This window comes from Streptomyces montanisoli (assembly GCF_017813245.1).
GTDB lineage: Bacteria > Actinomycetota > Actinomycetes > Streptomycetales > Streptomycetaceae > Streptomyces > Streptomyces montanisoli.
This window is the reverse complement of the sequence record NZ_JAGIQL010000095.1, coordinates 1-26,210: the sequence shown is the minus strand read 5'-3', so window position 1 is coordinate 26,210 and position 26,210 is coordinate 1. Positions and strand designations below refer to the sequence as shown.

General features: G+C 72.5%; 25 protein-coding genes. 13 read left to right on the top strand and 12 right to left on the bottom strand.

Going from position 1 to position 26,210, the window contains the following annotated elements:
- A partial coding sequence (gene panC, locus JFN87_RS21330; RefSeq protein ID WP_209342290.1) for a pantoate--beta-alanine ligase occupies positions 1 to 760 on the bottom strand: 760 nt, incomplete at its 3' end.
- A complete protein-coding gene (locus JFN87_RS21325) occupies positions 757 to 1,728 on the bottom strand; it encodes a Rossmann-like and DUF2520 domain-containing protein (protein WP_209342288.1) in 972 nt (323 codons plus the stop codon). The genes JFN87_RS21325 and panC, both read right to left, overlap by 4 nt.
- A 143-nt stretch (positions 1,729 to 1,871) precedes the next feature.
- Here JFN87_RS21325 and JFN87_RS21320 point away from each other — a divergent pair, with 143 nt between their 5' ends.
- Positions 1,872 to 3,062, top strand: a complete 1,191-nt coding sequence (locus JFN87_RS21320; protein ID WP_245180715.1) for a threonine aldolase family protein — start codon at positions 1,872 to 1,874, stop codon at positions 3,060 to 3,062.
- A gap of 444 nt (positions 3,063 to 3,506) precedes the next feature.
- Here the strand turns inward: JFN87_RS21320 and JFN87_RS21315 are convergent, their stop codons facing one another.
- Complete coding sequence (locus JFN87_RS21315) at positions 3,507 to 4,193, bottom strand: response regulator (protein WP_209342282.1); 687 nt, start codon at positions 4,191 to 4,193, stop codon at positions 3,507 to 3,509.
- A gap of 103 nt (positions 4,194 to 4,296) precedes the next feature.
- Positions 4,297 to 5,496, bottom strand: a complete 1,200-nt coding sequence (locus JFN87_RS21310; protein ID WP_209342281.1) for a sensor histidine kinase — start codon at positions 5,494 to 5,496, stop codon at positions 4,297 to 4,299.
- Positions 5,497 to 5,591: 95 nt separating this feature from the next.
- On the opposite strand from JFN87_RS21310, the gene JFN87_RS21305 reads away from it, so the two are divergent.
- Together JFN87_RS21305 and JFN87_RS21300 are read left to right on the top strand one after the other, a co-directional pair.
- Complete coding sequence (locus JFN87_RS21305) at positions 5,592 to 6,713, top strand: SAM-dependent methyltransferase (protein ID WP_209342280.1); 1,122 nt, start codon at positions 5,592 to 5,594, stop codon at positions 6,711 to 6,713.
- 4 nt (positions 6,714 to 6,717) lie between these two features.
- Positions 6,718 to 7,875, top strand: a complete 1,158-nt coding sequence (locus JFN87_RS21300) for an NADH-quinone oxidoreductase subunit D (RefSeq protein WP_209342279.1) — start codon at positions 6,718 to 6,720, stop codon at positions 7,873 to 7,875.
- Between the two features lie 27 nt (positions 7,876 to 7,902).
- Here the strand turns inward: JFN87_RS21300 and JFN87_RS21295 are convergent, their stop codons facing one another.
- Complete coding sequence (locus JFN87_RS21295) at positions 7,903 to 8,925, bottom strand: coiled-coil domain-containing protein (RefSeq protein WP_209342278.1); 1,023 nt, start codon at positions 8,923 to 8,925, stop codon at positions 7,903 to 7,905.
- 247 nt (positions 8,926 to 9,172) lie between these two features.
- Here JFN87_RS21295 and JFN87_RS21290 point away from each other — a divergent pair, with 247 nt between their 5' ends.
- From JFN87_RS21290 to JFN87_RS21275, 4 genes are all read left to right on the top strand, one after another.
- A complete protein-coding gene (locus tag JFN87_RS21290) occupies positions 9,173 to 9,718 on the top strand; it encodes an RNA polymerase sigma factor (protein WP_209342277.1) in 546 nt (181 codons plus the stop codon).
- A gap of 4 nt (positions 9,719 to 9,722) precedes the next feature.
- Complete coding sequence (locus JFN87_RS21285; protein ID WP_209342292.1) at positions 9,723 to 10,625, top strand: SigB/SigF/SigG family RNA polymerase sigma factor; 903 nt, start codon at positions 9,723 to 9,725, stop codon at positions 10,623 to 10,625.
- A gap of 203 nt (positions 10,626 to 10,828) precedes the next feature.
- Positions 10,829 to 11,554: a GAF and ANTAR domain-containing protein gene (locus JFN87_RS21280; RefSeq protein ID WP_209342276.1), complete on the top strand. Its 726-nt coding sequence runs from the start codon at positions 10,829 to 10,831 to the stop codon at positions 11,552 to 11,554.
- Positions 11,551 to 12,288: a GAF and ANTAR domain-containing protein gene (locus JFN87_RS21275; protein ID WP_209342274.1), complete on the top strand. Its 738-nt coding sequence runs from the start codon at positions 11,551 to 11,553 to the stop codon at positions 12,286 to 12,288. The genes JFN87_RS21280 and JFN87_RS21275 overlap by 4 nt, the downstream gene beginning before the upstream one ends.
- Positions 12,289 to 12,317: 29 nt before the next feature.
- Here the strand turns inward: JFN87_RS21275 and JFN87_RS21270 are convergent, their stop codons facing one another.
- Positions 12,318 to 13,430 (bottom strand): alpha/beta hydrolase, encoded by a 1,113-nt coding sequence (locus JFN87_RS21270; RefSeq protein ID WP_209342269.1) that lies wholly within the window; start codon positions 13,428 to 13,430, stop codon positions 12,318 to 12,320.
- Positions 13,431 to 13,574: 144 nt separating this feature from the next.
- Between JFN87_RS21270 and JFN87_RS21265 the strand changes: the two genes are divergently transcribed.
- From JFN87_RS21265 to JFN87_RS21240, 6 genes are all read left to right on the top strand, one after another.
- A complete protein-coding gene (locus JFN87_RS21265; protein ID WP_209342267.1) occupies positions 13,575 to 15,566 on the top strand; it encodes a phosphatidylglycerol lysyltransferase domain-containing protein in 1,992 nt (663 codons plus the stop codon).
- A gap of 52 nt (positions 15,567 to 15,618) precedes the next feature.
- Entirely contained in the window at positions 15,619 to 16,488 is an 870-nt protein-coding gene (gene folP / locus JFN87_RS21260) for a dihydropteroate synthase (protein WP_209342265.1), read from the top strand.
- On the top strand, positions 16,485 to 17,015 hold the full coding sequence (locus JFN87_RS21255; protein ID WP_209342263.1) for a nuclear transport factor 2 family protein: 531 nt from the start codon (positions 16,485 to 16,487) through the stop codon (positions 17,013 to 17,015). Before folP ends, JFN87_RS21255 begins: the two co-directional genes overlap by 4 nt.
- Positions 17,016 to 17,198: 183 nt before the next feature.
- Positions 17,199 to 17,558: a dihydroneopterin aldolase gene (folB, locus tag JFN87_RS21250; protein WP_209342261.1), complete on the top strand. Its 360-nt coding sequence runs from the start codon at positions 17,199 to 17,201 to the stop codon at positions 17,556 to 17,558.
- Positions 17,555 to 18,178, top strand: a complete 624-nt coding sequence (gene folK / locus JFN87_RS21245; RefSeq protein WP_209342259.1) for a 2-amino-4-hydroxy-6-hydroxymethyldihydropteridine diphosphokinase — start codon at positions 17,555 to 17,557, stop codon at positions 18,176 to 18,178. Before folB ends, folK begins: the two co-directional genes overlap by 4 nt.
- Before the next feature lie 66 nt (positions 18,179 to 18,244).
- Positions 18,245 to 18,730 (top strand): DUF3180 domain-containing protein, encoded by a 486-nt coding sequence (locus tag JFN87_RS21240; protein WP_209342257.1) that lies wholly within the window; start codon positions 18,245 to 18,247, stop codon positions 18,728 to 18,730.
- Positions 18,731 to 18,779: 49 nt separating this feature from the next.
- Here JFN87_RS21240 and folE read toward each other — a convergent pair whose 3' ends face one another.
- From folE to dacB, 6 genes are all read right to left on the bottom strand, one after another.
- Positions 18,780 to 19,385, bottom strand: coding sequence for a GTP cyclohydrolase I FolE (gene folE, locus JFN87_RS21235; RefSeq protein WP_209342255.1), 606 nt, complete (start codon positions 19,383 to 19,385; stop codon positions 18,780 to 18,782).
- Between the two features lie 115 nt (positions 19,386 to 19,500).
- The gene (gene ftsH / locus JFN87_RS21230; protein WP_209342253.1) at positions 19,501 to 21,534 is read right to left on the bottom strand and encodes an ATP-dependent zinc metalloprotease FtsH; all 2,034 of its coding nucleotides are present in this window, start codon (positions 21,532 to 21,534) and stop codon (positions 19,501 to 19,503) included.
- 261 nt (positions 21,535 to 21,795) lie between these two features.
- Positions 21,796 to 22,350 carry a hypoxanthine phosphoribosyltransferase gene (hpt, locus tag JFN87_RS21225; protein WP_209342251.1) on the bottom strand — a complete coding sequence of 185 codons (555 nt, stop codon included), beginning with the start codon at positions 22,348 to 22,350 and terminating at the stop codon, positions 21,796 to 21,798.
- A 63-nt stretch (positions 22,351 to 22,413) separates the two neighbouring features.
- Complete coding sequence (gene tilS / locus JFN87_RS21220; protein ID WP_209342250.1) at positions 22,414 to 23,460, bottom strand: tRNA lysidine(34) synthetase TilS; 1,047 nt, start codon at positions 23,458 to 23,460, stop codon at positions 22,414 to 22,416.
- Between the two features lie 246 nt (positions 23,461 to 23,706).
- Complete coding sequence (locus tag JFN87_RS21215) at positions 23,707 to 24,837, bottom strand: Rv3626c family coenzyme F420 biosynthesis-associated protein (protein ID WP_209342249.1); 1,131 nt, start codon at positions 24,835 to 24,837, stop codon at positions 23,707 to 23,709.
- Positions 24,838 to 24,926: 89 nt separating this feature from the next.
- The coding region (gene dacB / locus JFN87_RS21210; RefSeq protein ID WP_209342248.1) for a D-alanyl-D-alanine carboxypeptidase/D-alanyl-D-alanine endopeptidase at positions 24,927 to 26,210 on the bottom strand (1,284 nt) is incomplete at its 5' end.

Genomic DNA, 26,210 nt, shown 5'->3' with positions numbered 1-26,210 from the left:
AGCCCCTCCGATCTGCACGCAGCGCGTGCTGCGCGCCCAGCCGGTCCTGCGCGGCGGACAGCGCGCGCGACAGCAGCAGCGCGGTGCGCCGGTCGTCTTCGGTCAGGTAGCGGTTGCGGCTGGAGAGCGCGAGCCCGTCGTCCTCCCGTACGGTCTCCACGCCGACGATCTCCACCGGGAAGTTCAGGTCGCGGACCATCCGGCGCACGAGTGCGATCTGCTGGGCGTCCTTCTGCCCGAAGAACGCGAGGTCGGGGCCCGTGAGGTGGAGGAGCTTGGCGACGACGGTGAGCATCCCGTCGAAGTGGCCCGGCCGCGAGGCGCCCTCGTAGCGGCCGCCCATGGGCCCGGCGGCGATGGTCACCTGCGGGTCGCCGCCCGGGTACACCTCGCCGGCCGACGGCGCGAAGACGGTGTCGGCGCCGGCGGCGCGCGCGGCGGCGAGGTCCGCCTCCAGGGTGCGCGGATAGCGGTCCAGGTCCTCCCCCGCGCCGAACTGCAGCGGGTTGACGAAGACCGTCACGATCACGAATCCGTCGCGGCCCACCCGGGCGCGCGCCGCGCGTATGAGCGTCGCGTGCCCCTCGTGGAGCGCGCCCATCGTCATCACGACGGCGACGGGTGCGCCCGGGCCGCGCCGCTTGAGCAGCCGGTCGAGGTCGTCCTTGGTGAACGCCGGCTCGAAGGCGCGCGCGCCGTCGGCGCCGGCGTGCGCCCCCGCGGCCTCGCTGCCGCCGGGAGCCGTTCGTCCGGCGCTCATGACGCGCTCCCGTCCACGGGGCCGCCGTTCGCGGCGGGGCCACCGTTCGCCGCGCCCCCGCCGTCCGCGAGGACCCCCAGCAGGTCCTCCGCCAGTTCCGCCTTGAGCAGGCCGCCCGCCAGCGCGCGGTCCGCCGTCGTGCGCGCCATCGCCAGATATCCGGCCACGGCGGCAGGCGCGTGCCTGCGCAACTCCGCCACGTGTGCCGCGACGGTGCCCGCGTCACCGCGCGCGACGGGGCCCGTCAGCGCCGCGTCCCCCGACCGCAGGGCGTTGTCCAGGGCGGCGCCGAGCAGCGGGCCGAGCATCTTGTCGGGCGCGGAGACTCCGGCCGTCCGCAGCAGCTCCATGGCCTGGGCGACCAGGGTGACCAGGTGGTTCGAGCCGATGGCCAGCGCCGCGTGGTACAGCGGGCGCGACTCCTCCGCGATCCACTCGGGCTCGCCGCCCATCTCGATGACGAGCGCCTCGGCCGCGAGCCTCAGCTCCTCGGGGGCCGTCACGCCGAACGAGCAGCCCGCGAGGCGCTGCACGTCCACGGACGTGCCGGTGAACGTCATGGCGGGGTGCAGCGCGAGCGGCAGCGCGCCCGCGCGCAGCGCGGGGTCGAGCACCCGGGCGCCGTACCGGCCCGAGGTGTGCACGAGCAGCTGCCCCGGCCGTACGGCGCCGGTCTCCACCAGGCCCTCGACGAGGCCGGGCAGCGCGTCGTCCGGCACGGTCAGCAGGATCAGCTCGGCCCGGGCGAGCACGTCGGCAGGGGTGACGACGGGGATGTCGGGCAGCATCTCGGCCGCACGGCGGCGGGACGCGTCGGACACCCCGGACACGGCGACGGGCCGGTGCCCCGCCATGGCGAGCGACGCGGCGAGCGCGGGGCCCACGCGGCCCGCGCCGACGACACCCACCGTCAGGCGGGCGGGGCGGTCCTTCGGGTCAGGGGTGCCAGGAGGTGGTGTGGCTGTCACGCGAGGTGCCTTCCGTTCCAGTCCGCGGTGGGTACCGGACGTTTCCCGGCCATGCTACGCCAGCGGGATCCGCCGTCCCCGGCTGTCCTCAGGCTGTGGAAAACCCTTGGCCAGGGCCTCCCCCGCAGGTGATGATGCGCCTCATGGCAGACGAGGAACAGCAGGCAGAGGCCCCTTCCGGGCCCTCCGCGGAGGACGAGAAACGCGCCGCACGCGCGCGCAGGCGGGCGGCGCTCGGGGGCGCGCGCAGGACCCTGCGCGACGGCTTCTCCAGCACGCTGCGGGACCGGCTCGCGGAGCTCACGCGGACCGCGGGCGACGTCCACGACCTGGACGAACGCGCCGACATCTACGGCGACGGCGTGGTCGAGGCGCTGGAGCAGCGGGTGGCAGGGCTGCTCGGCTTCCCCGCCGCCGCGTTCTTCCCGACCGGGACCATGGCGCAGCAGGCCGCCCTGCGCTGCTGGGCCGGGCGCACGGGCAACTCCACCGTCGCGCTGCACCCGCTCGCGCACCCCGAGATGCACGAGGAGGACGCGCTCACCGTCCTCACCGGGCTGCGCACCGTCCACCCCACGACCGAGCCCCGCCACTTCACCGCCGACGAGGTCCGCGGCCTCGGCGAGCCCTTCGGCACGCTGATGCTGGAGCTGCCGCTGCGCGACGCCGGGTTCCTGCTGCCGTCCTGGGACGAGCTGACCGCCCTCGTCGACGCGGCACGCGAACGCGACGCCGCCGTGCACTTCGACGGCGCGCGCCTGTGGGAGTCGGCCACGCACTTCGGCCGCCCTCTTACAGAGGTCGCGGGCCTCGCGGACAGCGTCTACGTGTCCTTCTACAAGTCCCTCAGGGGCCTCTCGGGCGCCGCGCTGGCCGGCCCCACCGACCTGATCGCCGAGGCACGCTCCTGGCGCCACCGCTACGGGGGCAACCTCTTCCAGCAGTTCCCCACCGCGCTCTCCGCACTGGCGGGCCTCGACCGCGTACTGCCCGAGCTGCCGTCGTACGTGGCACACGCGCGCGTGGTCGCCACCGCGATCGGCGAGGCGTTCGCCGCCTCTCCCGGTGTGCCGTGGTTCCGGGTGCACCCGGACCCGCCGCACACGCAGGAGTTCCAGGTGTGGCTCCCCTTCGACGCGGACGTCCTGACCGAGGCGGCGGTCAGCCAGGCGGAGGAGACGGGGGTCGCGCTGTTCGGCATCTGGAACCGCGCGGGAGCCGCGCCGGGCCTGTCGATGACGGAGGTGTCACTGGGCGCGCCGGCGCTGGAGTGGACACACGAGGACGTCCACGCGGCGGCCACCGACTTCGCGTCCCGCCTCCCGCGGGCGTAACCCCTGCGCGGGGCGCCCGCCCTCTTCGGGCCGGTACGCCCCGCGCGCGTACGGACGTGGGACGCCCGTCCCGACCCGGGCCTGGGCCGCAGCGCGTCCCGGCGCCGTCCGGGCCCGGGTCACGGCGCGTACCGCCATCGCCCCCGGCGCCGTCCGGGCCCTGGCGCCGACGGACCGCCCCAGCACCTGCGCAGGCGCGCGACCGTAGCGCGCACCGGCACCGGTCGGCTTTCATCGAAGCTGGGCGAGGCAGGCCCCGGCAGTGGCCCGGTGCCGCCCAGGCGCTGGCGCCCCGGGGCGCCAGCGCTTGCGCAGGTACGCAGGTACGCGGCCGCTGAAGCTTGGCCCCCGTCCGGGCGCGGGTCGCGGCGCGTACCGGAAGCGGCCCGGCGAGGCCGGGCCCGGGGCGGGCGAAGCCGGGCGGGCGCGGCCTGTCGTCCCGGGTCAGGCCGCGCCGCCGCCTGCGCGGACCAGGCCCGTTTCGTAGGCGAGTACGACGACCTGGACGCGGTCGCGCAGGCCTAGCTTCGTGAGGATGCGGCCCACGTGCGTCTTGACCGTCGCCTCGGAGACGAACAGCCGGCCCGCGATCTCCCCGTTCGACAGCCCCTGCGCGACCAGCAGCATCACCTCGCGCTCGCGCTCGGTCAGCCGTCCGACCTCGCCACCCTGCGGCTCCGGCGTGCCGCTCGGCAGCATCGGCGAGAAGCGGTCGAGCAGGCGGCGCGTGGTGGACGGCGCGACCACCGCGTCGCCGCTGTGCACCGCGCGGATCGCGTTCAGCAGCTCGCCGGGCGGCACGTCCTTCAGCATGAAGCCGCTCGCCCCCGCCTTGAGCCCGGAGAACGCGTACTCGTCGAGGTCGAACGTCGTCAGGATGAGCACCTTCGGCGCGTCGGCCCCCGCCGCGCAGATGCGGCGCGTGGCCTCGACGCCGTCGAGGCGCGGCATGCGGACGTCCATCAGGACGACGTCGGCCTTGGTGGCGCGCAGGATGTCGATCGCCTCCGCGCCGTCGCCTGCCTCCGCCACGACCTCCATGTCGGGCTGTGCGGCGAGCACCATGCGGAAGCCGGTGCGCAGGAGTACCTGGTCGTCGACGAGCAACACACGGATCGGCGTCTGCGACATCAGCGGCTTCCCCAGTTCCTGACGGGCGTCTGCACGCGCGTCACTTCGAGTGGTCGTGTGTGTGCTGTGCGGGCGCGGCCCGCGCGTGCGGCAGTCACGGCGCTCACCCTGCGGCCTTCAGCGGCAGCAGCGCGCTGATACGGAACCCGCCGCCGGGCCTCGGCCCGGCGTCCAGCGTGCCGCCGACCATACCGACGCGTTCGCGCATGCCGATCAGCCCCTGGCCGTGCCCGTCGGCGCCCCGGTCCTCCTGCATCACCTGCGCGACGCCCCGGCCGTCGTCCTCCACGAGCAGCCCGAGGCCGTCGTCGAAGTAGACGAGCCTGACGCTCGTGCCGACATCGGGGCCGCCGTGCTTGCGGCTGTTGGTGAGCGCCTCCTGCACGATCCGGTACGCGGTCAGCTCGACGCCGCTCGGCAGCGGCCGCGGCGTGCCCTCGACCTTGAAGTCGACGGTGATCCCGGCCTGCCGCACCTGCTCGACCAGCACCTCGATCTGCTCGACGTCGGGCTGCGGCACATACTCGCCGCTCTCCTTGCCGTCCTCGCTGCGCAGCACGCCCAGCAGCCTGCGCATCTCGGCGAGTGCCTGCCTGCCCGTGCCCGAGATGGTCTGCAGCGCCTCCTTGGCCTGGTCGGGCGCCGCGTCCAGCACGTAGGCGGCGCCGTCGGCCTGGACCACCATCACGGAGACGTTGTGCGCGACCACGTCGTGCAGCTCGCGCGCGATGCGGGCGCGTTCCGCCGCGACGGCGACCTTCGCCTGCGCCTCGCGCTCCTTCTCCAGCCGCGTCGCGCGCTCCATCAGCTGGTCGAAGTACGCACGCCTGGTGCGCATGGAGTCACCCAGCACCCACGCGAGCACGAACGGCACCACGAGGACGAGCGTGAGGAAGAAGCGGCCACCCGTGCTGACGTCCTGCATGGGCCAGCGCAGCTGCGCGACGGGAGCCGCGGCGATCCCCCCGACGAGCGCGAGCCGCGACGCCCAGGGGCGCCCGCCCCGCGCGGCGACCGTGTAGATCGCGACGAGCATCCCGAAGTCCGGCACGCCCGGCCGCACGCCGAGCACGAGCTGCGCGACGCCCAGCACGGCGGCGAGCACCAGCATCGCCTCGGGCGCCCTCCTGCGCGCCGCGACGACCACGCTGAACGCGACCCCCACGAACAGGCACATCAGCCGGGGGCCCGCGCCGAACGACTCGTTGAGCGCCCATGCCGAAGACAGCCCGAGGAGCACGACAGCGAAGAAGCTGTCGACGCCCGTGGGGTGTCTGCGGAGGAAATCGTAGAGGCGCTGCACGTAACCCAGCGTAGGCAGGCGGACAAGGCGAGAGGGTCAACCGGAGGGCCGATCCGGTCGGCGGAAGCGTACTCCCCAAGGTGGAGACTTGGCCCGTGGCGAGGGAGAGAAGTCAAGAGGGCGCGCGGGGCTGGCGCGAGGCGACGGAGTGCGCCCTGTACGGGCGGGACGGCTTCTACCTGCGCACCCGCCCCGCGGCCCACTTCCGCACCTCCGTGCATGTCTCCGGGCACTCCGCCCTGTTCGCGGCGGCGGTGACGCGGCTGCTCGCGGCGACGGCCGGCGCGCTGAACACGCGCGAGGTGGCGTTCGTGGACATGGCCGCGGGAAGCGGAGAGCTGGCCACGGCGGTGGCCGACGCGGCGGCCACCGCGCACCCGTCCCTGTCCGTCCCCGTGTACGCGGTGGAGCGCGCGCCGCAGCCCGCCGGGCTCGACCCGCGCGTGACGTGGCTTCCAAAACCGCCCGACGGCGTCACCGGGCTGCTCTTCGCCAACGAGTGGCTGGACAACGTGCCCGTGGACGTCGCCGAGACCGGCGCGGACGGCGTGCCCAGGTACGTACGCGTCCACGCGGACGGCACGGAGGAGCCGGGCGCCGAGGTGGCCGGGGAGGACGCCGCCTGGCTGGCGCGGTGGTGGCCGATCGCCGGCGCGGCACCGGGCACGCGCGCGGAGATCGGCGCCCCGCGCGACGAGGCGTGGCGCCGTGCGGCCGGCTCGCTGGCGCGCGGGCTCGCCGTCGCGGTCGATTACGGGCACACGCGCGCGTCCCGCCCGCCGCTCGGCACCCTCACCGGGTTCAGGGAGGGCCACCAGGTGCGCCCCGTGCCGGACGGAAGCTGCGACCTGACGTCTCACGTCGCCATGGACGCCGTCGCCCCGCATGCCACGCGCGTGCCCCAGCGGACGGCGCTGCGCGCCCTGGGCGTCTCGGGCGCGCGCCCGCCGCTCACCCTCGCCACCACCGACCCCGCCGCCTACGTGCGGGCCCTGTCGGGCGCGGGCGAGGCCGCTGAGCTGACCGCGCGCGGCGGCCTCGGCGACTTCACCTGGCTGCTCGACCCGGTCGGCGTGGACCTGACCGACATGGGCCTGGCCGGCGTGGACCTGGCCGGCGTGGACCTGGCCGACTTGGACCCGGCCGGTATCGAGCGGCTCGCCGGCCGACCGCCGTACGGCCGCGATCCTCGGGCCCCCGGTCCTCTGCGAGACTGAGCGCATGACGGACAGCGCCGGCGCCAGCACCACCGTCTCCGTCGGTGGCGGTGCGGAGAGCACCGACATGGTGCTCAACATCGGACCCCAGCACCCGTCGACGCACGGCGTGCTGCGGCTGCGGCTCGTGCTCGACGGCGAGGTCATCAGGCGCGCGGAACCCGTCATCGGATACATGCACCGTGGCGCCGAGAAGCTCTTCGAAGCACGCGACTACCGGCAGATCATCATGCTCGCCAACCGGCACGACTGGCTGTCGGCCTTCTCCAACGAGCTGGGCGTCGTGCTGGCCGTCGAGCGGATGCTTGGCATGGAGGTCCCGGAGCGCGCCGTGTGGACGCGCACGCTGCTCGCCGAGTTGAACCGGGTACTCAACCACCTGATGTTCCTCGGCTCGTACCCGCTGGAACTCGGCGGCATCACGCCCGTCTTCCACGCCTTCAGGGAGCGCGAGGAGCTCCAGAACGTGATGGAGGAGGTCTCCGGGGGCCGCATGCACTACATGTTCAACCGTGTCGGCGGCCTCAAGGAGGACCTGCCGGCCGGCTGGGCGGGCCGCGCGCGGCACGCGGTCGCCTCCGTGCGGTCCCGGATGGACGTGTACGACCGGCTCGTGCTCGGCAACGAGATCTTTCGCGGACGCACGCGCGGGGTCGGTTACCTCGCGCCGGACACCGTGCACGCGTACGGGGTGACGGGGCCCATCGCGCGCGCGTCCGGCGTCGACTTCGACCTGCGCCGCGACGAGCCCTACCTCGCGTACGGCGAACTGCAAGGCGCCCTCACGGTGGTGACGCGCGATGAGGGCGACTGCCTGGCGCGCTTCGAGTGCCTGCTCGAACAGACGCACAACGCCCTCGCGCTGGCGGACGCGTGCCTCGACCGGCTGGCGGGACTCGCGCCGGGCCCGATCAACCAGCGGCTGCCCAAGGTGCTCAAGGCGCCCGAGGGCCACACGTACGCCTGGACGGAGAACCCCCTCGGGGTCAACGGCTACTACCTGGTGTCGAGGGGCGAGAAGACGCCCTACCGGCTGAAGTTGCGCTCCGCGTCCTTCAACAACATCCAGGCGCTCACCGAGCTGCTGCCCGGCACCCAGGTCGCCGACATGGTCGCCATCCTCGGCTCGCTGTTCTTCGTCGTCGGGGACATCGACAAGTAGCCCCGCTCAGCGGGCCGGCGGCGGTGCTCAGGAGCCCAGCGCGCTGCGCAGGCCGCCCACTTCGAGCTGCTCCGTGTCGTCGTGCTCGGTCAGGTCGATGACCGCGGACTCGATGACCTCGGGCTCGGTGGCCTCAGGCTCGGCGCGCACCTGTTCCGGCGCGTCCCCGGCGGCCCGATGCTCCTCGTGCTCCCTGCCACCGTCCCGCGCGCCCTCGTGGCGCGTCCCGTCGTGGCGCGTCCCGCCGTGCTGGGCACCCCCGTGCTGGGCGCCGAAGAAGTCGAAGCCGCCGCCCGAGCGCTGCTCAGGGCGGTGCTGCGTACGCCGCGCGTACGGGACGATCGCGGACGGCGTCGCGGCACGCCGCGCGGGCAGCGCGGGACGCGGGGCCTCTGCCTCGGCCTCGTCCTCCGCCGCCGCCGGCCGCGCACCGCCACCCAGCGCGCGCCGCGCGGCCGGTGCGGGGAGTGCCGACCGGGCGGATAGCGCCGCCTGGCGCGCGCTGTTCGCGGCGAGTTCGTCGAGCGCCTTGCTCGCCATCAGGAAGGCGGACGGCGTCGGCACACCGCCCGCGGCCAGCGCCCTCGGCTCCACCGCGGCCTCGATGGCCAGCCTGCGGCGCCCTTCGAGTGCGCTCGCGCGCTCCGTCTCCGCCGTCGCGTACCGGCGCAGCAGCGCCGCGTGCTCGCCCCGCAGTCGGGCCAGTTCGACGCGCTTGGCCCGCAGCTTGCCCTCCAGCTTCGTGCGGATACCGCGCGCCTCGTCGACGTCGGCCTCCAGTTCGGCGACGCGCTCGTCGGTCTTCCACTGGTCGCTCTCCCGCGCGCGCGTCAGATCCGCGACCCTGCGACCCGCCTCGCGGTCCCAGCCGCGCATGAAGGCCGCGCCCGTCACCGCCGCGACCCCGGCCACGGCGGCGAGCCCCCGCAGGACGAGCGGATCCGCGAACGCCCAGGCGCCCCCCGCGCACACGACGGCGGCCGCCGCGACGGACAGCGGGGGGAGGATCTTGTGGAGGGGCGGGGAATGGCGGTGGCGTCCACGTGGCATGGCGCGAAATTTACCGCGCGATTGCGCCGAACGGGTGTAAGGAGCGGCAATTTCGCCGGTCCGTTTTCCGGACCTTCACGGCGAGCCCGACGGGCCCCGCCATCGGACCGCCGGTCCCGCACCGGGCGGCCTCCGCTCCTGCTGCTCCCCTCCCACGACGCTGGCCATCGGGGCAGAGGCGGACTAGGGTGCTCAAAGCGCCCCAGTCCCCGGCGACCCTGATGTCACGGCCGCTGAGGTGATGAGCATGAAGCAGAACTCTCCGGACACACGCGCCGTCGAGGACATAGCGAAGGGCACGCGGGCGGACCGGGAAGCGACGGAGACCCGCCGTCACGCATCCGATCTCTACGGACGGCACGCGGAGGCCCTCTACTCGTTCGCGCTTTTCCTGTACCAGGATGCGGGCCAGGCCGAAGAGGCGCTGGTCACGACGTTGGCCTGGGGGGCGGCCGCGCGAGTGGGCAGGCCCGCCGACACGGGAGCGGAGCGCCGCCTGCTCACCTCGCGGCTGCTGCTCGGCCATCGCCGGAGCACCGCGGGCCGCAGCGGTCACCTGGACCGTCCGGAACGCCGCCACGCCTCCACGATTCCGCTCTCACTTCACGAGAAGACCGTTCTGGGGCTCGTCATGTTCGGGGAGCTGACCTATCGGCAAGCGGCATCGCTCACCGGTGCGTCGGCGGCCTCGGTGGCCGACAGACTGCGTTCGCTCCTGCACAGGGCGAACACGTTCGACGAAGGGCGGCCCGTCCCTCCCGTTCGTACCGCGACGCGGGAGGGACGTCAGTGACGACATCGCCGTACCGCACAGAGCCGTCGCGTTCCCCGTCCCCGGCCCCCACCGCCGCGGATCGGAGGCGGACCCGGGTACGGGCGGGCTGCCCCTGATCGCGGAACCCACGAGGGTCGCCCCGCGCGACGCCCGCGAGCTGACGAGGCTGTTCCTGGTGCGGCTCACCGAGCTGGAGGAGGGCTCGCCCGAGTACCAGTACGCCCGGAACACGCTGATCGAGATGAACGACTCCCTGGTGAGGTTCGTCGCGCGCCGGTTCCGCAACCGGGGCGGCGGCCAGATGGACGACATCGTGCAGGTGGGCCAGATCGGCCTGATCAAGGCGATCGACCGCTTCGACGTCTCCCGCGGCGTCGACTTCACCACGCTGGCGGTTCCCTACATCTCCGGGGAGATCAGGCGGTACTTCCGGGACTCCACCTGGGCCGTCCACGTTCCCCGGAACCTCCAGCAGCGCTGCATCGACCTGGCCAGGGCGGCGGACGAGCTGGTGGACCGCCTCGGCCGGCGCCCGACCGTGGCGGAGTTCGCGGACCACCTCGGCCTCACCCCGCGCGAGGTGTCCGACGGGCTGCGAGCCGCCAACGGCTACGTCGCCCAGTCCCTCGACGCACCCCTGGAGAGGGGCAGCGGTACCGGGCGGATCCGCAACCACGCTCCCGCCTTCGGCGAGACGCTCGGACAGGAGGACACGGGCATGGAGCTCGTGGAGGACCTCCACACGCTCGCCCCGCTCCTCGACCGGCTCGACGCGCGCCAGCGCCGGATCATCCAGCTCCGCTTCGGCCAGGAGATGACGCAGTCGCAGATAGGCGCCGAACTCGGCGTGTCCCAGATGCATGTCTCGCGTCTGCTGCGGGACATCATCGCCGGGCTTCGCGCCGGCATGCTCACCGACCAATGAGAAGCCCGCGCGGCGGCGGCCTTGGGGGCCGCCGGTAACCACGGGGAAGTGTGAGGGCGCCGTGACCGGGGCAGGGGACTGGTCACGGCGCCGCCACGCGGCTCCCGGCCCGCCGGGCCGGGGAGGCTCTCAGTCCTGTAGCGATGATCCTTCACGTAGGCTGGAAACCGGACGAGAGGCGGCGATCGGTGATCAGTGCCGAGATGACCGAGATCCTCCGGACCCTGCACGGCCAGCCCGGGGCGCTGACCGACGGCTGCGCGGCCGTGCTCGGCGTGGACCACCTCGTGCTGTCCCTCGCGCTCGACGGGCAGGCCGACGGGCAGGCGACGGAGCAGCTGTGGTCCTCGGGAGAGGTCGGCACGTCCTTCGAGGACCTGCAGTTCACACTCGGCGAGGGCCCCGGGCACGACGTGCTGCGCACCGGGCGGATGGTCCTCGAACAGGACGTGGCCGAGGTGGCCGCGGACCGTTGGCCCGCGCTGCTTCCCGCCATGGCGCACCTCCCGATCAAGGCCGTCTTCTGCCTCCCGCTGGTGATGGGCGGTATCACCCTCGGCTTCCTCACCGCGGTGCGCTCCACGTCGGGGGCCATGAACGGCCAGGAGATGGACGACGTCATCGCCCTCGTCGGCGCCCTCACCCTCCAGTTCCTCGCGGCCGACGACGCCCAGGTCGATTCCTGGGTGGGCGAGCCCATGGACGGCGGGCTGCACCGCGAGGTCGTCCATCAGGCCACCGGCATGCTCAGCGTCCAGCTCAGCGTCTCGCTGTCACGGGCACTGCTGAGGCTGCGTGCTTACACCTACAGTCATGACAGGTCCATCATCGACGTCGCCCAGGACATCGTGTCCCGACGGCTTCGGCTGGACGAAGGCGATTCCGATTCCGATCCGGACCCGGATCCACCCGAGGAGACGAGGGGATGACTTCCATGTCCCGCGAGCAGCAGGTATCGGCGGTCTTCCTGCAGGTCGCGGACTCGCTGATCGACGACTTCGACCTCATCGACTTCCTCGAGCAGCTGTGCGGCCACTGCGTGATGCTGCTCGACGTGTCCGCGGCCGGCATCCTCCTCGCCAACGAGAAGGACACTCTGCACACGGTCGCGGCCTCCGACGAGACCACCGAGATGCTGGAGCTCTTCGCCCTCCAGCACGACCAGGGGCCGTGCCTGGAGTGCTACCACAGCGGGAAGGCGCGGACCAACATCGACCTCGACGACAGTGCCGCGGTCAGCGCCTGGCCGCGGTTCGCGTCCCAGGCCCGGCGGAGTGGTCTGCACACGAGCCACGTGTTCCCCCTGCGCCTGCGCGACCGCGCCGTGGGCGCCCTCAACCTCTTCCACCACGGTTCGCAGAAGCTCTCGTCGCAGGACTCCTCCCTGGCCCAGGCCCTGGCCGACGTGGCGACCATCGCGCTCCTGCAACAGCGCGACCTCGGCCGGGAACAGCAGGAGAAGGCGCAGCTCCAGTACGCGCTCACCAGCCGCATCACGATCGAGCAGGCCAAGGGCATCCTCGCGGAACGCTGGAACAGCACACCCGACACGGCCTTCCACGCCCTGCGCGCCTACGCCCGCACCCACCGGCTGCGGGTCTCCGACTGTGCGCGCCAGATCATCGACCAGACCCTCGACTCCAAGGACATCCCCCATCCGTAGCGGCGCAGGCCCGCCGGCGGATGTCGTCCTCAGTCCAGCCGCTTGCCCATCCACACCAGCGCCGCGGGGATCTCACGCTTCCACGTGTTGTAGTTGTGCCCGCCGCTCGGAAGGATGATCGACGACACGCGCGCGGGCGCCTTCACGGCCGCGATGAAGCGCTGCGTGGACGCGAGGTTCTTCTCGCCGTGGCGCGAGGTCGTCACGAGCAGCGACGTCCCGGGCGGGTTCTCGTGGTGCAGCATCCACATCAGGTCGGCCTGGTGGCGCAGCGTCTCGTCGCCGTGGAAGAGGTCGCCCGTCGTCGTGTCCTCCGCGGCCTTGTAGTACGCGGAGAGCCCCACGGCAGCACCGAAGTCGTGCGGGTGGTGCATGGCGATCTTGAGGGCGCAGTAGCCGCCCGTGGAGTCCCCGATGATCCCCCAGTGAGTCAGCCCCGGCCCGACGCGGTAGGAGTGCGTGATGACGTCGGGGATGTCGCGCGCGAAGTACGTCTCCGTCTGCGGGCCGTGCGGCACGTCGACGCACTCGGTGTCACGCGGCGGCGCCACGGTCGGCCGCAGCATCACCAGCACCATCGGCTCCATCCGGTGCGCCGCCGCCTGGGCCCTGGCGACGGTCGGGTAGTCGAGCCGCGAGACGAGCGCCTTCGCCGCGCCCGGATAGCCGGTCAGCACGATCGCGGCGGGGAAGAGGTGGTGCTTGTACCGCGGCTGGAAGTACTGCGGCGGCAGGTAGACGTACGCGGCGCTGACGATGTGGCTGCGCGGGCCCGCGATGTCGGTCTCCCGCACGAGCCCGCGCCGTGACGCGGGGCCGCCCAGCGGTATGCCGGCGCTGATCGGCGTCTGCGCGGCCGTGACGACGCCCGACGGGTTCGTGTCGTGCGCCAGCACGGTCCCCATGCCGGTCTCCCGGCCGAAGAGGTCGTCCCAGGACGCGTAGAAGAGGAACGAGCGGTTCGCCACCAGGGCGACGGCCGCGAAGATCGCCACCTGCGTGGCGAACAGCAGTCCTACGCGGCCGAGCACCGGCCGCACCCCCCGCCGCGCCAGATGTGGCCAACGCCACACCGTGAGCGCGAACAGGACCACCGCCGCGAAGACGGCGACGGCCAGGACTTTATGGCTGGTCAGACCCATGACGTGCGTTCCCCTCCTGTCGAACTTTCCCCAACGGGTGAACCTGCGCCTTCAAAGCCACGTCATAGGAAACGCATACGGCCCCGGCCACCGCACGGTGGCGGAGGCCTTGGCATCACGATCACCGGGCGACTTTGGGAAGCGATGGCTGTGCCGGTAGATGGGGACAAATCAGGATCGGTTCCACGGGAGGGCTCCGGCTCGTCCGCCGGAGCGACCACGAAGGGGGCCGGAACCCAGCGCGGCGGGGGCGCGGACCGGCGCGCGGCGCGCCGGTGGGCGCCGTGGCCCGCGCCCCGGAGCGTGCCCTCGCTGATCGGGTCCGCCTGCATGCTGATCGCGCTGATAGACATCGCGTCGGGTGTCTTCCCGCGGTTCAGGCACAGCCGCGTGCACGCGCTCGCCGAGGTGCTGCCCGGCGCGGTCGGCCCGTTCGCCGCCGCGCTGGCCGTGAGCGTCGGAATGCTGCTGCTGTTCCTCGCGCACGGCCTCAAGCGGCGCAAGCGGCGCGCCTGGCGCGCGGCGGTCGTCCTGCTGCCCGCCGGGGCCGTGGCCCAGTTCAGCTACCGGCACTCGCTCGTCGGCGTCCTGCTCTCGCTGCTGCTGCTCGCGCCGCTGATCGTGCACAGGGCGCAGTTCGCCGCGCTGCCCGACCCGCGCGGCCGGTGGACGCCGGTGGTGAACTTCGTCGCGATGGCTCTCGGGTCCATCGGCATCGGCCTGATCGTCGTCAGCGTGCACCCGCACCACACGCGCGGCATCCCGAGCTTCGACGAACGGCTCGAACACGTCGTGTGGGGCCTGTTCGGCTTCGAGGGACCCATCGACTACCGGGGCCCGACCGACGACCTCGTCGCGTACACGCTGGGCGCGCTCGGCCTGCTCACCGCGCTGACCACCGTCTTCCTGGCGCTGCGCCCCGAGCAGCCGGTGGCGCGGCTCACCGACGAGGACGAGCGGCGGCTGCGCGAGCTGCTCGCGCGGCACGGCGGGCGCGACTCGCTCGGCCACTTCGCGCTCAGGCGCGACAAGGGCGTCGTCTTCTCCGACAGCGGGAAGGCCGCGGTCTGCTACCGGGTCGTCTCGGCGGTGATGCTCGCGAGCGGGGATCCCATCGGGGACGTGGAGGCCTGGCCGGGCGCGATCGAGCGGTTCATGCGGATGGCGGAGGCGCACTCGTGGATCCCCGCCGTGATGGGGTGCAGCGAGACGGGCGGCGAGGTCTGGACGCGCGAGACCGGGCTCGACGCGCTCGAACTGGGCGACGAGGCGGTCGTCGAGGTCGCCGACTTCTCGCTCGGCGGGCGCGCGATGCGCAACGTGCGGCAGATGGTCAAGCGGGTGGAGCGCGCGGGGTACGAGACGCGCGTGCGGCGTGTGCGCGACGTGCCGCAGGAGGAGCTCGATCGCATCAGGCGCGCGGCGGCCGACTGGCGCGGCAGCGGCACGGAGCGCGGCTTCTCGATGGCGCTCGGCAGGATCGGCGACCCGCAGGACGGCGACGCGGTGATCGCCACGGCGCACCGCGCCGCGCCGTCGGCGGACGGCGACGCGCCCGGAGCGCCCGGCGGCGCGGAGGCGGCGCCGTACGGCGACCTGAAGGGCGTCCTGCACTTCGTGCCGTGGGGGTCCGACGGCATCTCGCTCGACCTGATGCGGCGCGACAGGTCCGCCGACCCGGGCCTGAACGAGCTGCTGATCGTCGCGACGCTCCAGGCCGCCGAGGGCCTCGGCGTGCGGCGCGCCTCGCTGAACTTCGCGATGTTCCGCTCGGTGCTCGCGCGCGGCGAGCGGCTCGGCGCCGGGCCGGTGCTGCGGGGCTGGCGCGGCATGCTCGTGTTCCTCTCGCGGTGGTTCCAGATCGAGTCGCTGTACCGCTTCAACGCCAAGTTCCAGCCACGCTGGGACCCCCGCTTCCTGGTCTTCCGCAACGGGCGCGACCTGCCCCGCATCGGCTTCGCGGCCATGCAGGCCGAGGGGTTCCTCACCCTCCCGGTGCGCGGCCTCGCACGGGTGGCGGAAGCCGAGCCGTGCGTCCACGTGCCACGCGGCACGGCCGCGCGGGGCCCCGGCGCCCCCGAAGCCCCCGCCGACCAGCGGGGACCGGCCGAGGGCCGCCGCCGCACGAAGGTCTGAGCACCCCGCACGTCAAGGAGAGGCGCGGAGGTCCACGCTCTAGGGTGGGCACATGGAGACCACGACGCAGAGTGGGCGCGGCACGGTCGAGGGGCTGCCCGGATGGGACCGGTGCGCGGTCATGGGCGTCGTCAATGTGACGCCTGACTCGTTCTCCGACGGCGGGCGGTTCTTCGACACCACGGCGGCCGTGAAACGCGGCCTCGACCTCGTCGCGCAGGGCGCCGACCTGGTCGACGTCGGCGGCGAGTCGACCCGGCCCGGCGCCAGCCGCGTGGACGAGGACGAGGAGCTGCGGCGCGTGCTGCCCGTGGTGCGCGGGCTCGCCTCCGAGGGCGTCGTCGTGTCCGTGGACACCATGCGCGCGAGCGTCGCCGACCGGGCGGTCGCCGCGGGCGCCGTCCTCGTCAACGACGTGAGCGGCGGCCTCGCCGACCCGGCGATGGTGCCCGCCGTCGCCGCGGCCGGCGTCCCCTTCGTCGTCATGCACTGGCGCGGCTTCAGCGAGAACATGAACAGCCGCGCCGTCTACGGCGACGTCGTGGCCGAGGTCCGCGACGAGCTGCGGGCACGGATGGACGCCGTCGTCGACGGCGGGATCAGGCCAGAGCTGCTGATCGTCGACCCCGGCCTCGGCTTCGCGAAGAAGGGCGCGCACGACCTCGCGCTCATCGCACGCCAGGACGAGCTGCGCGCGCTCGGCAGGCCGCTGCTGGTCGCCGCCTCCCGCAAGAGGTTCCTCGGCCGCGTCCTGGCGGGCGACGAGGGCGCCCCGCCGCCCGCGCGCGAACGCGACGCGGCCACCGCGGCCGTCTCCGCCATCGCCGCCTCGCACGGCGCCTGGGCCGTCCGGGTACACGAGGTACGGGCCACAGCCGACGCGGTACGCGTCGCACGCGCGATCGAGGGGGCGGCGAAATGACCGAGAACCGCGGCACGGCACCCACGGACAGCGAGCTGGTGGAGCGCACGAACACCGAGTTCTACGAGGCCATGGAACGAGGCGACCTGGAGGTCCTCTCCTCGCTCTGGGTCTCCGAGGGCGACGACGGCGCTGACGGCTCCGAGGACCTGACACCGTCCTGCGTGCACGTGGGATGGCCGGTGCTGACGGGCCGCGGCGAGGTGCTCCGCTCGTACGCGCTGATCATGGCGAACACCGAGTACATCCAGTTCTTCCTGACGGACGTGACGGTCGCGGTGGCCGCCGACACCGCGCTCGTCACCTGCACGGAGAACATCCTCAGCGGGGCGCCGCCCGAGGAGGGCTCGGAGCTCGGGCCGCTGGTCGGCCAGCTCGTCGTCGCGACGAACGTGTTCCGCAGGACATCCGGTGGCTGGAAACTGTGGTCGCACCACGCGTCGCCGGTACTGGCCGAAACGGACGACAGCGACAACGGCGACGGCAGCGGCGACGACAACAACGGAATCGACGAACCACCCTCCTGAGTGGGCCGCCGGCCCACGGGGGTTGGCCGGCCCGGGCACGGGGTATGGGCGCCGCTACCCCCGCATACCCGGGCCCCGAGAGCCAGTGCTGTCAGTGCCCGACGGTAGATTCGAACGAAGGTGCGCGGCGGCGGGATCGCGGGCGAGCACCTCCGACGAACGACGACAGCAGGAGTGATTCGCGTGGATCGTGTCGCGCTGCGCGGCCTCAGGGCCCGCGGGCACCACGGTGTCTTCCCCCATGAGCGGGAAGAGGGCCAGACGTTCGTGGTGGACGTGGTGCTGGGCCTCGACACCGCCGCGGCGGCGGCCGACGACGATCTCGCGAAGACCGTGCACTACGGCATCGTGGCCGAGGAGGTCGTGGCCGTCGTCGAGGGGGATCCCGTCGATCTGATCGAGACGTTGGCGGAGCGCATCGCCCAGCAGTGCCTGAGCAACGACGGCGTGCTGGAGGTGGAGGTGACGGTCCACAAGCCGGACGCACCCATCACCGTGCCCTTCGACGACGTCACCATCACCATCACCCGGAGCCGAGTATGAGCAAGCACGACACGTACGGCACGGGCGGGGCACCGAGCGACCCCACCGTGCAGCCGGTGCCGGCGTCCGTGATCGCCCAGGTGGACGCGGCGGACATGACGCTCTCCAACCCGAAACGCGCGGTGCTCGCGCTGGGCTCCAACCTGGGCAACCGCCTGGAGACGCTGCAGGGCGCGGTGGACGCGCTGGAGGACACCCCCGGCGTGCGGGTCAAGGCGGTCTCGCCCGTCTACGAGACGGAGCCGTGGGGCGTCGAGCCGGGCAGCCAGCCCTCGTACTTCAACGCCGTCGTCCTCGTGAAGACCACGCTGCCCCCGTCGTCGCTGCTCGAGCGCGGCCAGGCCATCGAGGAGGCGTTCGACCGGGTACGCACCGAGCGGTGGGGCCCGCGCACGATCGACGTCGACATCCTCGCCTACGGGGATGTCGTCTCCGACGACCCGGTGCTGACGCTGCCGCACCCCAGGGCCCACCAGCGCGCCTTCGTCCTCGTGCCGTGGCACGACATCGACCCCGAGGCGCGGGTGCCGGGCCGCGGCGCGGTCACGGAGCTGCTGACGGCGGTCGGCCAGGACGGCGTCGAGGTCCGCGCCGACCTGGAACTCCGTCTCCCCGAATAGATCGCGCACCAGACCGTTAGGCTCGGGGCTGACTTTGCGGCACATCTTCGAAGGGCGGCTTTCCGGGTGAGGCAGTTGCGGATCGGCGTCCTGGCCGGGATCCTCCTGGCCGTCGGCGTCCTGTCGTGGGGCGGCGCGCGCCTGTGGGACTCGCTGGGGAATCTGCCGAGCGTGCCGGCGGGCGCGCCGATCGTGCTGGCCGCCATCGCCGTGATCCTCGTCGCCACGGCGCTGTCCATCCGCACGCGCCTGCGCGCCCAGCGCGAGCGCCGGCCCGAGGCGAAGGGCGTCGACCCGCTGGTCGCCGCGCGCGCGGTGGTTTTCGGCCAGGCGGCGGCGCTCGTCGCGGCGCTCGTGGCGGGCATGTACGGCGGTACGTGCGTCTTCCTGCTGTCCCAGCTGTCGATCCCCGCGCGCCGCGACCAGGCGATCTACGCCGGGTTCTCGCTGCTTGCAGGGGTCGGTGTGATCGCCGCCGCGATCTTCCTGGAGCGGGTGTGCAAGCTGCCGGACGACGAGGACGACGACCACGGGACGAGCGCCGGCGCCTAGGCGGCCCTCGCCGAGGCGGCCCTCGCCGAGGCGGCCCCGCCACGGCGCCTCAGCGCGCGAGGATCAGGCTCATCGCTTCCGCGCGCGTGGTGGAGTTGCGCAGCTGTCCCCGCACCGCGGACGTGATGGTCTTCGACCCCGGCTTGCGTATCCCGCGGACCGACATGCACATGTGCTCGGCCTCGATCACCACGATCGCGCCGCGCGCTTCGAGGATCCGCATCAGGGAGTCCGCGACCTGCGTGGTCAGCCGCTCCTGCACCTGCGGGCGCCGCGCGTAGACGTCGACGAGGCGCGCGAGCTTCGAGAGACCGGTGATCTTGCCGCTCTCCGCGGGGATGTAGCCGATGTGCGCGACGCCGTGGAACGGCAGCAGGTGGTGCTCGCACAGCGAGACGATCTCGATGTCCTTGACCAGGACCATCTCGTCGTGGCCGAGGTCGAACGTCGTCGTCAGGACGTCCTCGGGCTCCTGCCAGAGCCCCGCGAGGATCTCCTTGTACGCCCGCGCCACCCGGCCCGGGGTGGCGCGCAGCCCCTCGCGGTCCGGGTCCTCGCCTATCGCCATGAGCAGTTCGCGCACGGCGTTCTCGGCGCGCTTCTCGTCGAATACGCCGATCGGGCCCTCGCCGTCCAGCGTCACCGGGTCCGTCATGTGCTCCTCGTTCCTGTGCAAGACAATGCCGCGCCCCCCAAGGCTAGGCCGTTACACCTAGAACCTGGGGGGCGCGGCGGACATTCCGGACCGGACGTGGCCGGTCACACACCCGTCAGTTGTCGGGGCGCTCCTCCGGGACCTGCTCCGTCGGAGACTCCGTGCCCTTCGTCAGCGACGCGGGGCCGTTGCCGTTGGTGCCGGCCGCGCCATTGGTCAGCGCGAGCTCCTTCGGCGAGAGCACCGGCGGGCGCGTCGACGGCGTGCGCCGCGTGGAGCCCGTCCACGCGGGGCGCATGGGGCGCTTGACGACGGTGGAGAAGATCTCGGCGATCTGCTCCTTGCCGAGCGTCTCCTTCTCCAGCAGCTCCAGCACGAGGTTGTCGAGGACATCCCGGTTCTCGACCAGGATCTCCCACGCCTCGTTGTGCGCGGTCTCGATGAGCTTCTTGACCTCTTCGTCGACGAGCGCCGCGACCTCTTCCGAGTAGTCGCGCTGGTGACCCATCTCACGGCCGAGGAACGGCTCGCTGTCGCTGTTGCCGAACTTGATCGCGCCGAGGCGCTCCGTCATGCCGTACTGCGTGACCATCGACTTGGCCGTGGACGTGGCCTTCTCGATGTCGTTGGCAGCACCGGTGGTCGGGTCGTGGAAGACGAGCTCCTCCGCCGCGCGCCCGCCCAGCATGTAAGCGAGCTGGTCGAGCATCTCGTTGCGCGTGGTGGAGTACTTGTCCTCGTCCGGCAGGACCATCGTGTAGCCGAGTGCACGGCCTCTGGAGAGGATCGTGATCTTGTGCACCGGGTCGGAGTTCGGTGAGGCCGCCGCGACCAGGGCGTGTCCGCCCTCGTGGTACGCGGTGATCTTCTTCTCCTTCTCGGACATGATCCGGGTCTTCTTCTGCGGGCCCGCCACGACGCGGTCGATCGCCTCGTCCAGGAAGTGGTTGTTGACCAGCTTCTGGTCGCTGCGCGCGGTCAGCAGCGCCGCCTCGTTCAACACGTTCGCCAGGTCCGCGCCGGTGAAGCCGGGCGTACGGCGGGCGACGGCGCCGAGGTCGACGTCGGGCGCGACCGGCTTGCCCTTCTGGTGGACCTTGAGGATCTCCAGACGGCCCTGCATGTCCGGGCGGTCGACGGCGATCTGCCGGTCGAACCGGCCGGGGCGCAGCAGTGCGGGGTCGAGGATGTCGGGCCGGTTCGTGGCGGCGATCAGGATGACGCCACCCTTCACGTCGAAGCCGTCCATCTCGACCAGCAGCTGGTTCAGCGTCTGCTCGCGCTCGTCGTGGCCACCGCCGAGGCCCGCGCCACGGTGCCGGCCGACGGCGTCGATCTCGTCGACGAACACGATCGCCGGGGCGTTCGTCTTCGCCTGCTCGAACAGGTCGCGCACGCGGGACGCACCGACACCGACGAACATCTCGACGAAGTCGGAACCCGAGATCGAGTAGAACGGCACGCCCGCCTCGCCCGCGACAGCGCGCGCGAGCAGCGTCTTGCCCGTTCCGGGCGGGCCGTACAGCAGCACACCCTTCGGGATCTTGGCGCCGACGGCCTGGAACTTCGACGGCTCCTGGAGGAACTCCTTGATCTCCTGGAGCTCCTCGACGGCCTCGTCCGAGCCGGCGACGTCGGAGAACGTCGTCTTCGGGGTGTCCTTGGTGATGAGCTTGGCCTTGGACTTCCCGAACTGCATGACGCGGGAGCCGCCGCCCTGCATCTGGTTCATCAGGAACAGGAACACCACGACCAGCAGCACGAACGGCAGCAGCGAGAGCACGACCGAGAGGAACGGGCTCTGCTTCGACGGCGAGACCGTGTATCCCTTGTCGATCTTCCCGGCGTTGTACTTCTGCTGCAGCTCCTTGGCGAGCGTCGACCCCTGGCTGCCGATGTAGCTGGCCTGGATCTTGTCGCTGCCCGCTACCTTCTGACCGCTCTTGAGATCAACCTTGATGACTTGATCGTCGCCAGTGGTCAGCTTGACCTGATCGACCTGGTTCTTGTCGATCGCCTGAACGACCTGGCCGGTGTCCACCGTCTTGTAGCCGCCTCCCGTGGAGACGACATTCATCAACACGACCACGGCGAGGACGGCCAGCACGATCCACATGACCGGCCCACGGAAGTATCGCTTCACGTCCATCCATACGAGGCGGTGACGCCCCGTCCCTCCTGCCCGTAGGTAAATGCTGCTGTGAGATAGAGACTGCTCTTCGGACGGTACCCCAGCATCAGCGATCGCGGTCGCACGGTGCTGGTGACAAACCCGCCTTCCCCTGCTCCAACGCGGCGAGGCAGGGAGTGGTTCCCGAGGCAACCATGATGTGTGCGCATCAGCCGCACGGGAGCCGGGCCCGGGGGCCTGGGATCACGCGGAGGGGAGCGCCGCGCTCCCCCCGCCTGGTCAGCCGCCGTAGACGTGGGGCGCGAGCGTACCCACGAAGGGCATGTTGCGGTACTTCTCAGCGTAGTCGAGCCCGTAACCGACCACGAAGGCGCTGGGGATGTCGAACCCGATCCACTTCACGTCGATGGCGACCTTTGCGGCATCCGGCTTACGCAGCAGGGTGCAGACCTCGAGCGAGGCCGGCTCGCGCGAGCCCAGGTTGGACAGCAGCCACGACAGCGTGAGCCCCGAGTCGATGATGTCCTCGACGATCAGGACGTGCTTGCCCTTGATGTCCGTGTCCAGGTCCTTGAGGATCCGCACGACGCCCGAGGACTGGGTGCCCGCGCCGTACGAGGAGACGGCCATCCAGTCCATCGTCACGGGCGTGGACAGCGCGCGGGCCAGGTCCGCCATCACCATCACGGCGCCCTTGAGCACTCCGACCAGGAGCAGATCCTTGCCCGCGTACTCCGCGTCGATCTTCGCGGCCAGCTCCGCCAGCTTCGCGTCGATCTCTTCTTTGGTGATGAGCACCGACTGGAGGTCGGAGCCCAGGTCCTTGTCGTCCACCAATTCCACTTTCGTCGTCCGGCGTCCGCTGGCCAGGACCCTTCAGCCCCGCCGCAGGCAGGTTCAGCCCTGCCGGATGACCAGTCTGCCACCCTGCCTCAGCGCCTCGACGCGGCCCGGCAGGTTGATGCCCGACTGGCCGCGCCAGCCCGTGATCAGGCGGTCCACCTCCTCGATGTGCCGCGCGAACAGCGAGCCCGCCGGGGCGCCCGCCGTGATGGCCGCCTTGCGCAGCACCCGGCGGCGCACGGCGGGCGGCAGCGCGAACAGCTTGTCGATCTTCAGCTGCCCCGCGTCGTCACGCACGGACGTCTCGGCGTCGGCCGCCCACGCGTCCAGCGCGTCCGCGTCGTCGCGGGAGAGCTGCGCCGTACGGGCCAGGGCCTCCACGACACCCTTGCCGAGCGCCTTCTCCAGGGCGGGCAGGCCCTCCTGGCGCAGGCGCGAGCGCGTGTAGGCCGGGTCCACGTTGTGCGGGTCGTCCCAGACGGGGACGGACTGCGTCAGGCACGCCGTGCGCACGGTCTGCCGGTCGAGCTGGAGGAACGGGCGGCGGTAGCGGCGGCCCGTGCCTGACACGGCGGCCATGCCGGACAGCGAGCGGGTGCCCGAGCCGCGCGCGAGGCCGAGGAGGACGGTTTCGGCCTGGTCGTCGCGGGTGTGGGCGAGGAGTACGGCGGCGGCGCCGTGCCGCTCGGCGGCGGCGTCGAGGGCGGCGTAGCGCGCGTCACGCGCGGCGGCCTCGGGCCCGCCGTCCGTGCCGACGTCGACGGCGACGGACTCGACGGGGTCGAGCCGCATCGCGGTGAGCCGGGCGACGACCTCGGCCGCGCGGATGTCGGACCCAGCCTGCAGGCGGTGGTCGACGGTGATGCCGCCCGCCCTGACGCCGAGCTTGGGCGCTTCGAAGGCGAGGGCGGAGGCGAGGCCCATCGAGTCGGCGCCGCCCGAGCAGGCGACGAGGACCAGCGGGCCCGGGGCGGCGGACGCGCGGGAGTGGCCACGCGCGGCGGAGCCGGAGACGGCGAACGCCGAATGGTCGGTGAGGATGTCGTGGAGAACGCGGCGGACCGCCAGGCGTATCGCCGCGACCGCAGGATGGGGACCCATGTCCGGTGCCCTTCGTGAAAATGTCTACGGGGGGTGGTTCGGTCGTGTCCCGTGTGCACACCGGGACGGAGTTCGTCACTGAGAGTGCGTCGATGGTGACAGAACCGAGCCAATACCCGAGCATCGCACGCCTAGCCAGCCCTTACGGTCCCTCGGACGGGTGATAGCGGAGGCGTACATCTGCCACGGCCCCTGCCAAGCGCCCCGCCGTACGCCAAGACATGCGCCAGGGCATACGGCAGGGCCTCACGCCCGGTGAACACGGGCGATCCAGTCGGCCGGCTTGGCGATCTCCGCCTTCGTGGGCAGCGTGTTCGGCGACGTCCAGACCCGGTTGAAGCCGTCCATGCCGACCTCGTCGACGACGGCGCGCACGAACCGCTCACCGTCGCGGTACTGGCGCAGCTTCGCGTCGAGGCCGAGGAGCTTGCGCAGCGCCTGGTCGAGGCGGCTGGCGCCGCGCGCCCTGCGCTGCTGGAACTTCTCCCTGATCTCCGCGACGCTCGGCACGACCTGCGGCCCCACACCGTCCATCACGTAGTCCGCGTGGCCTTCGAGCAGCGACATCACGGCCGTCAGGCGGCCGAGCACCTCGCGCTGGCCCGGCGTCTGGACGAGCTCGACCAGGCTCGGCGACTCCTCGCGCTCCTCGCCCTCCGCGCCGTCCTGGCGGTTGCCCGTCAGGGACTGGGCGGCCTCCCTGAGCCGCTCGAGCATCGTCGCCGGGTCGACGTCCGTCTCGCTGAGGAAGGACTGGATCTCGCCCTTCAGGTGGTCGTTCAGCCAGGGCACACCGGTGAACTGGGTGCGGTGCGTCTCCTCGTGGAGCGTCACCCAGAGCCTGAAGTCGTGCGGCTCCACGTCCAGTTCCCGCTCGACGTGGACGATGTTCGGCGCGACGAGCAGCAGCCTGCCGCCGCGCTCCTCGCCCGCGGGCAGGTCGCGCCCGGCGGGCGCGAACGTCTCGTACTGGCCGAGCACACGCGAGGCCATGAACGACAGCAGCATGCCCAGCTCGACGCCGGTGACCTTGCCGCCGACCGCGCCGAGCACGGCGCCGCCCGGGGTGCCCGAGCGCCGCTCCTGCACCTTCTCGAACAGCGGCTTGAGCAGCTCGCGGAAACCCTCCACATTGGCCTTCACCCAGCCGGGCCTGTCGACCACGAGCACGGGCGTGTCCGCGGGACTGTGCTCCTCGGGGATCATCCGCGTGTACGCGCGTACGTGCTCCTCGGCCGCCTTCGCGTGCCGTCGCAGCTCGGCGACGATCTCGCGCGCCTCGTCCCTGCTCACCTCGGGACCCGGACGCATGAGGCGGGTCGCGGTCGCCACCGCGAGATTCCAGTCGACCATCCCGGCACCACCGACGCTCGTCATGTGTCAACCGTACGTGCTCGAGCCCGGGTGCGGCGGGGTGCGACCGCCCGGATTCTTCCCTGAGACGCGACCCCGAGACGCCTCAGGCGTCACGGCAGCAGGACCGTGGAGACCTTGTCGAGGGCCGCTTCCGCCGTCGTGGGGTTCGGGGTCTTGTTCGCCATGAACGCGAACGCCAGCAACCGGCCGTTCGCGTCGACGACCGTGCCCGCGAGGGTGTTCACGCCCGTCAGCGTCCCCGTCTTCGCGCGGATCAGCCCGTCGGCGGGCGCCTCGTGCGCGTACCTCCCGAGCAGCGTGCCGCGGAAGCCCGCGATGGGCAGGCCGGTCAGCACGGAACGCAGCTCGGGGTGGGCGGGGTCGGCGTCGCGGGTGAGGAGCGAGGTCAGCAGGTTCGCGGTGACCTTGTCCTTGCGGTTGAGGCCGCTGCCGTCGTTGAGGACCGTCCCCTTCAGCGGCATGCCGATCTTCGCGAGCTGCTCGCGCACGGCCTTCGCGCCGCCCGCGAAGCTCGCCGGCAGGTGCTTGGCGAGCGCGGTCTGACGGGCCATCGCCTCGGCGATGTCGTTGTCGCTGTCCGTCAGCGCACGCTCGATCAGGTCGGAGACGGGCGCCGAGTAGGAGACGGCCAGGCGCTCTGCGTCCTTCGGCGCCTTCGCGGGAGCGGACGCCGTGGACGCCGTGATCCCGCGCGCGTGCAGGAGGCGCGCGAACGCCCTGGCCGTGTCGCCCGACGGGTCGGTGGAGCGGGGTGCGGGTCCTTCGGTGCTCTTGTCGAGCCGTCCCTCGTCGAGCGTCAGGGCCACGACGGGCGCGATGTTCTCGTTGCGGCCGATGGGGTGAACGCGCGGCCCCGAGTAGAGGGAGACGTCGTAACCGAGGCGGACCTTGTGCACGCCCTTCTTCTTGAGGGCGCGCGCGGTGTCGTCGGCGAGGGCGCCGAGCGCCGCGCGGTCGAGGCTGGGGTCGCCGCCGCCCACCAGGGTGATGCGCCCCGCGTCGCCGCCGTCCGCCACCACGGTCGTCGGGATGCGGTGGCCGGGGCCGACGGCGGACAGCGCCGCCGTCATCGTCGCGAGCTTCACCGTCGACGCGGGCGTCATCGGGCGGTCCGCGTTCTTCGCGTAGAGCCGCTTGCCGGTCGCCACGTCCACGACCGAGCCCGACGCCGTGCCGAGCGCCGGGTCGGCGAGGAGCGGCCCGAGTGCCTTCGCGAGTCCCATCGGCGCCTCGTCGGCCTCCGCCTGGGCGCCCGTGTGTGTGCGCGCGCCGTCGCCCGAGCCCGCGGGGTCACCGGTGGCGGGCCCGCCGCCGTCCTCGCCGTCGCCCAGCGCGGTCAGGACGGGGCCGGCGCTCGGCGCCGGCAGATCCGG